This window comes from Homoserinimonas sp. A520 (assembly GCF_054489245.1).
In genome coordinates this window covers 1-5,146 of sequence record NZ_JBTMWX010000010.1, presented here as the reverse complement: position 1 = coordinate 5,146, position 5,146 = coordinate 1, and the positions used below count along the sequence as shown (strand labels likewise).

General features: G+C 60.5%; 7 protein-coding genes. 1 reads left to right on the top strand and 6 read right to left on the bottom strand.

Annotated features, from left to right (window positions below; translation table 11 throughout):
- Nucleotides 1-135: 135 nt before the first annotated feature.
- The 5 genes from ACX3PH_RS15955 to ACX3PH_RS15935 form a co-directional block, all read right to left on the bottom strand.
- Complete coding sequence (locus ACX3PH_RS15955; RefSeq protein ID WP_459093688.1) at nt 136-600, bottom strand: cytidine/deoxycytidylate deaminase family protein; 465 nt, start codon at nt 598-600, stop codon at nt 136-138.
- Nucleotides 601-665: 65 nt separating this feature from the next.
- A complete protein-coding gene (locus ACX3PH_RS15950; RefSeq protein ID WP_459093687.1) occupies nt 666-1,097 on the bottom strand; it encodes a GNAT family N-acetyltransferase in 432 nt (143 codons plus the stop codon).
- Between the two features lie 252 nt (nt 1,098-1,349).
- Nucleotides 1,350-1,895 carry a CPBP family intramembrane glutamic endopeptidase gene (locus ACX3PH_RS15945; protein WP_459093686.1) on the bottom strand — a complete coding sequence of 182 codons (546 nt, stop codon included), beginning with the start codon at nt 1,893-1,895 and terminating at the stop codon, nt 1,350-1,352.
- 439 nt (nt 1,896-2,334) lie between these two features.
- The gene (locus ACX3PH_RS15940; protein ID WP_459093685.1) at nt 2,335-2,622 is read right to left on the bottom strand and encodes a putative quinol monooxygenase; all 288 of its coding nucleotides are present in this window, start codon (nt 2,620-2,622) and stop codon (nt 2,335-2,337) included.
- On the bottom strand, nt 2,622-3,458 hold the full coding sequence (locus ACX3PH_RS15935) for an alpha/beta fold hydrolase (RefSeq protein ID WP_459093684.1): 837 nt from the start codon (nt 3,456-3,458) through the stop codon (nt 2,622-2,624). The genes ACX3PH_RS15940 and ACX3PH_RS15935 overlap by 1 nt, the downstream gene beginning before the upstream one ends.
- A gap of 36 nt (nt 3,459-3,494) precedes the next feature.
- On the opposite strand from ACX3PH_RS15935, the gene ACX3PH_RS15930 reads away from it, so the two are divergent.
- Entirely contained in the window at nt 3,495-4,205 is a 711-nt protein-coding gene (locus ACX3PH_RS15930) for a TetR/AcrR family transcriptional regulator C-terminal domain-containing protein (protein WP_459093683.1), read from the top strand.
- Between the two features lie 68 nt (nt 4,206-4,273).
- On the opposite strand, the gene ACX3PH_RS15925 is transcribed toward ACX3PH_RS15930, so the two are convergent.
- Complete coding sequence (locus tag ACX3PH_RS15925; RefSeq protein ID WP_459093682.1) at nt 4,274-4,795, bottom strand: GNAT family N-acetyltransferase; 522 nt, start codon at nt 4,793-4,795, stop codon at nt 4,274-4,276.
- Between the last annotated feature and the right edge of the window lie 351 nt (nt 4,796-5,146).

Below are 5,146 nucleotides of genomic sequence, written 5' to 3'. Positions count from 1 at the left end.
AAGTCCGGAATAGCGGGTCACGCGACACAAGGTGTCGCGTGACAGGCCAGTCCGGACATCTTGCCAAGCCCGGATACGCCAACTGTGAGGGAATCGGGAAGGGAGTTTTCAGGAGTCTCGCCATCGAACTTCGCGTCAGCGAAAGCGTTCTTCGTCGAACTGTTCGGTGCCACCCTCCATGCTCCACACTGCAGCAAATGGCATGAGAGCCTCGATGGTAGCGACGCGCACCCCGTCGGCGGTCGGGAGCAGCACCCTGATGCCTTGGTAGTAATCGAAAAGGACCTGCCTGTCACGCCCGCACGGTCCGACAACGCCGCGTCCATGATTGCCAACAGCGACGATCGTCGTAATGCCTCGCCCACCGTTGGCACGCGCCGCGCCAAGTGCAACTAACTCGGCGCACGGACCGCCGGTGAAGTGGAACAGATTCACCCCAGCGAACATGCGCCCGCCGGCGTCACGAACTGCCGCGCCCATCGTATGCGCACCATCTTCATCAGGCCCTGCGTCTGTGTTCGCGTCGATGACCTCGCGTGCGAAGTCAATGAGCTCAACATCTTCGACAGTCGGCACTTCAAGTTCAACATTTGGGAGCATGAACGCAATCCTACGGATCGCAGGCGAATCTCCCTGATGACCGAGAGCGTCCGCAAGCCGAACCCTCAACGGTCTACTTGTTGCGCAACCCTCTGCATCCACTTCGAGGGGATATCTAGAGGCTCGAACCCGAACTTGGAGTAGAGGCCGTGGGCATCCCCCGTTGATAGAAGCATTCGCTTCAGATTCAGCCGCTCGAATACATCAATGACTCCCTCGATGAGGGCGACGCCGATGCCCTGCCCACGCACTTCAGGGGTCACAAAGACGTCGCAAAGCCAGGCAAACGTGACTCCATCCGTGACGACGCGTGCATAGGCGACTTGTTGGCCCGAGATCGTCTCGTAGACGCCGAAGTTGCGGGATCCATCGATCGCCTGGTCCTGCGTTGCACGAGACCTTCCCTCTGCCCAATAGCTCTCCTCGCTGAGCCAGTGGTGCACTTTTGCGCGATCAACATCGGAACTGTCGGAAGAGAAACGGTAGGTCGAGTCCATCCCACTATCCAACTACAATTCCTTCACACCAATAGGTCACTCTGTGGTGGGCCTCCTGCAAAAGATGCCCACCTTTTGAGGCATCAGAGACTGGTTCCCAAACGCAGGATCTGAGCCTGCGAGCCGGCGGTGGATGGCTGTCCCGTAAGGCGGACGATCAGCGGGCGCCTTTCGGGCGGCTTTGCCCAGGCGATTTGCGGTCCCGATTGCGGGATGTGACTGCCCATAAGGGAACGTCTTGTGCCCAGGGAGTCAGGAGGCGATGAGCCCGGCTCCGATATTTGCGGCTGCGTGTACGAGTGCGCCGGGAAGGAAACTCCCGGACTTAGTGCGGAGCCATCCCAGCAGCCATCCTGCAGCGAACTGTACCGGCAGGAGCGGCCACAGGTTCGCGTCGATAAACAAGAGCAATGTGTGCGGAACGAGGAAGATTACAGACTGGAGCAGGTTGCCTCGGGTGAAACCGAGCCTTCTAACGAGTAGCCCGCCGAGTAGTCCGCGAAAGAATATCTCTTCGCCCAGCGCACGGAGGGTGACCCCGAGCACAGCGGCGATCGAAGTCACTTTCGCCACAGATACCCCGGGAGTAGATAAGGCCTCGGTTGGGATCAGGATGATGGCCAAGTATCCGAGCACCCCGAGAGGGATCAACAGCGCGAGCGCCCAAAGGTAGGCCGAACCGGTGCCCCAAGTTGCGCCAAGCCGTTTGGCTGCGGATGTTCGTCCGAGATGTCTTCGGTTTCCTTGGATGAGGAAATAGATGGCCGAGGGGATGACGAAGAGGATCAGTTCGGTCACGCGCAGAGTCTAGCGAGAGCAGTAGCGCCTCTGTGAACCAAACACGGACGATTAGCGGCACGTAACAGCATGAAGCCGATCGCAACGACGCCTGAGGTGAGATGCCCGCTAAGGGGGCACCAACCGCAACAACAGTCGCCTGTTAGATTTCGCTTGTCCGAACTAAGTGGCAAGAGTCCGAACTAGTGTCGCGTGACAGACCAGTCCGGACATCTTGCCAAGCCCGGACACGCCAACTGCGCGGGAATCGGGACGGGAGTTTTCAGGAGTCTCGCCATCGAACTTCGGACACCGCATCGTTAGCGAGTCGACTGCCCGAAGGCAATTCGAAGTCGGTATCGCTCGCGCACCAGCCACATGTTTCACAAGCCCGAACGGCTAACGGGACAGGTCGCGGTACCCCGTTGAGGATGGTCGTTCGCGCACGTGTTGTTGTCACTTAGAAAACAGGTCCGGTCGTTTCGATGTGGTACTTGACCATGTCTCCACCGTGGAAGTGGATATTCAGCTGTGGCGGGTTTGCGAGCTTCCGCCAGGCGGCAAGAGACTCCTCGTCCTCCCAGAGTTCGTAGTTGTTTACCCGGGTAGCGTCGACGGGGTCTGCGCTGATGGCGAGATCTAGGCAGCCCGGTGCCTGGCGTGCCCGCTTGATGAGATCGAGGTGGCCATCAACGAAAGGGTCGCGGTCGGACGGGGCGAGGATGAGATGACCGGCAATGATGAGCATTAGTGCGTTTCCCTTACTGAGAGCAGGGTGTGGTTGTAGAAGTCGGTGATTGAGGCGGCAAGACGGTGCGGTGCCCGCTGGTTTGCTGAATGACCCTGTCCACCAAGCAGCACCCGCTCGGTTTGCGGGATGGTCCGTGCGAGTACATTCAGGCGTTCCCCCAAATGCGCGGGGCTCTTATCGCCTCCGATTAAGAGAACGGGGCAATCGATGCGGGCATAGGTGTCCAACCGAGTGCCGAGGCTTCTCATCGCGACATTGTCGGCGATTTGGCCGGGCGCGAGGCGTTTCAACTTCGGGTTGAGGGCGACGATAACGCGGATCATTAGAGACTGACCGGCGGGCAGTCCGACCATGTCTCGAGTGAAGACTTGGATCGCCTTGCCTGGCTTGCTTTCGGCAATCGCCTGAATCGCATGGTCGAGGGCCTCGCCGCCGATCGGTTGTCCCGTGTCAACCGGCGGTTCATAGACCGCCCCTCCGACGAATAGGTCGGGACGGGCAGCCAGAGCTTCCAGGGCAACGACACCGCCCGACGAATGACCGACGACCATGACTGGCCGTTGCAGCACTCCACAGATCGCGGCGACATCCGCGACTTCATCAGCGATGGAAACAGACCGGTGGAAGTCGTCGCGATACTGCCGGCGCACGATGTTGAACACGGTGAACTGTTCGGCAAGTATGTCGGTCACTTTCCGCCAGGCCGTGCCGTCATCCAGCCCCGGATGCACGATCAGGATGACCGGGCCGGTTCCATTCATCAGTGCGGTCGCGGTCGTTCCGTCCGCAGAGATCGCCGAGATCATCACATTCTCCTTATCGGTGGTAAACACCTGCGACACTATGCTTATCGACGATAAGGTGTCAAGATGCCCCCAGGAACCCGTCCGACACTCACCCCGGGCTCGATCATCGTGACGGCGCTCGAACTCGTGGAGACGGTGGGTTTAGACCAACTCACCACGAGGAGGTTGGCCCTCGAACTCGGGGTCAAATCCCCCGCGCTCTATTGGCATTTCGCCAACAAACAAGCCTTGCTCGACGGGATGGGGGATGCCCTAATACTCAGTGCCGGCATGGGCGCTCCCCGGCCCGGCGAGGTGTGGCAGGTTTGGGTCGCTCGACGCGCCCGCGCATACCGAGCGGAGATGCTCAGCCACCGGGACGGGGCTCGCATCGTCGCCGCCGTTCGCGTAGCAAGCCCAGAGACGGTTCGGCTCTTCGGCGACGAGGTCGCTGCGCTGGCCAATTTCGGATTCACACCGGCACTCGCGCTGTGGACCATCGCAATAGTCACCCATTACGTCACCGGATTCGTATTGAAAGAGCAGGCCGCTGTCGACGCGCGACGTAACGACACAACCGGCATGGTAAACCCGATGGAGATCCTCGGTGGCCCGGCGCTCGACACGTTCGTCGAGGCCATGCAGACCGGAGGAGACCCGCTGGGAGAAGACGTTTTCGAGCATGGACTAAGGATGATCATCTCGGGAACCGAACGCGATCTAGCCGCGAGGTTCGACATTGAGCTTCAACCCACATCACCTACGCCGGTTCCTGCTCCTCCGACGCGACGCTGATCAGGTCCGCGGAGGCCACCCGAGTCTTCCTTGTGGCTCACCGTTGCGGTCGGACGGGATTAACGGAACTACACGACCATGACGGCGGCCGCGTAGAGGATCCAACGTGCGCCGTACGCCTCGCCGTCCAGGTCGCTGCGACGGGTGAGGCCGAGCTTCTCTGCCACGCGCACGGAGCCTGCGTTTGCTGGCAGCATCCTCGCCACGATCAGCTCATCGGCCAGGTGGGTTGCTGAGCGTGCAATGTCCAGAGCGTGCTGGCCGAGATTACCCGCGAGTCCCTTCCCCCAGTAGTCGGGAAGGAGACGCCAGTAGAGATTGATGACCGGCATATCGCGCCAGAGATCACGCCGAGCGCCGCAGATCCCGGCAAGTCGGGTGCCTTCGAAAGCCAGTTCGTAGCCGAAGCCGTGATCCATCCGGTGCTGCAACCAGCTCTCGAGCATCTCATCGCTCGCGCTGGGGTCTGGTGAGGCACCGAGCGGATTGTGCGCATTCGTCATCGGATCAGAATGCAACTCGTGCAACAAGGCCGCATCCCCGCTCGACAGGGCACGGAACCAGATTGATCCGACCAAGCCATCTCGCACTTCTCGATCTCCTTCTCAATCGCGGCGGGCTGATGGGTTCCAGTTCGTCCCGCGCAGGCAAGCATTCTCCCAGTCTGGGCCCGTGCCGGCAACCGAAGTGATTGAGGTGCGTTGACCGATTCACCTAGCGGGCGAGAAAACTATGCTTCTCCTAATCACCGCTTGGGACTCGGTGTAGCAGGAGACCGTCATTCAGTGGAACGCGCAGACGAACGCTCACCGGGACAGCGACCGCAAGCGGATCGATCTGCGGGCGGTCAGCTCTCCGGATCAGTTGAGCTATTGACGATGGTGATCATGCAATCGCGAGGGTGCACCCGAGCCGCGTGGTCCTCGGTTACCGTGCGTGGG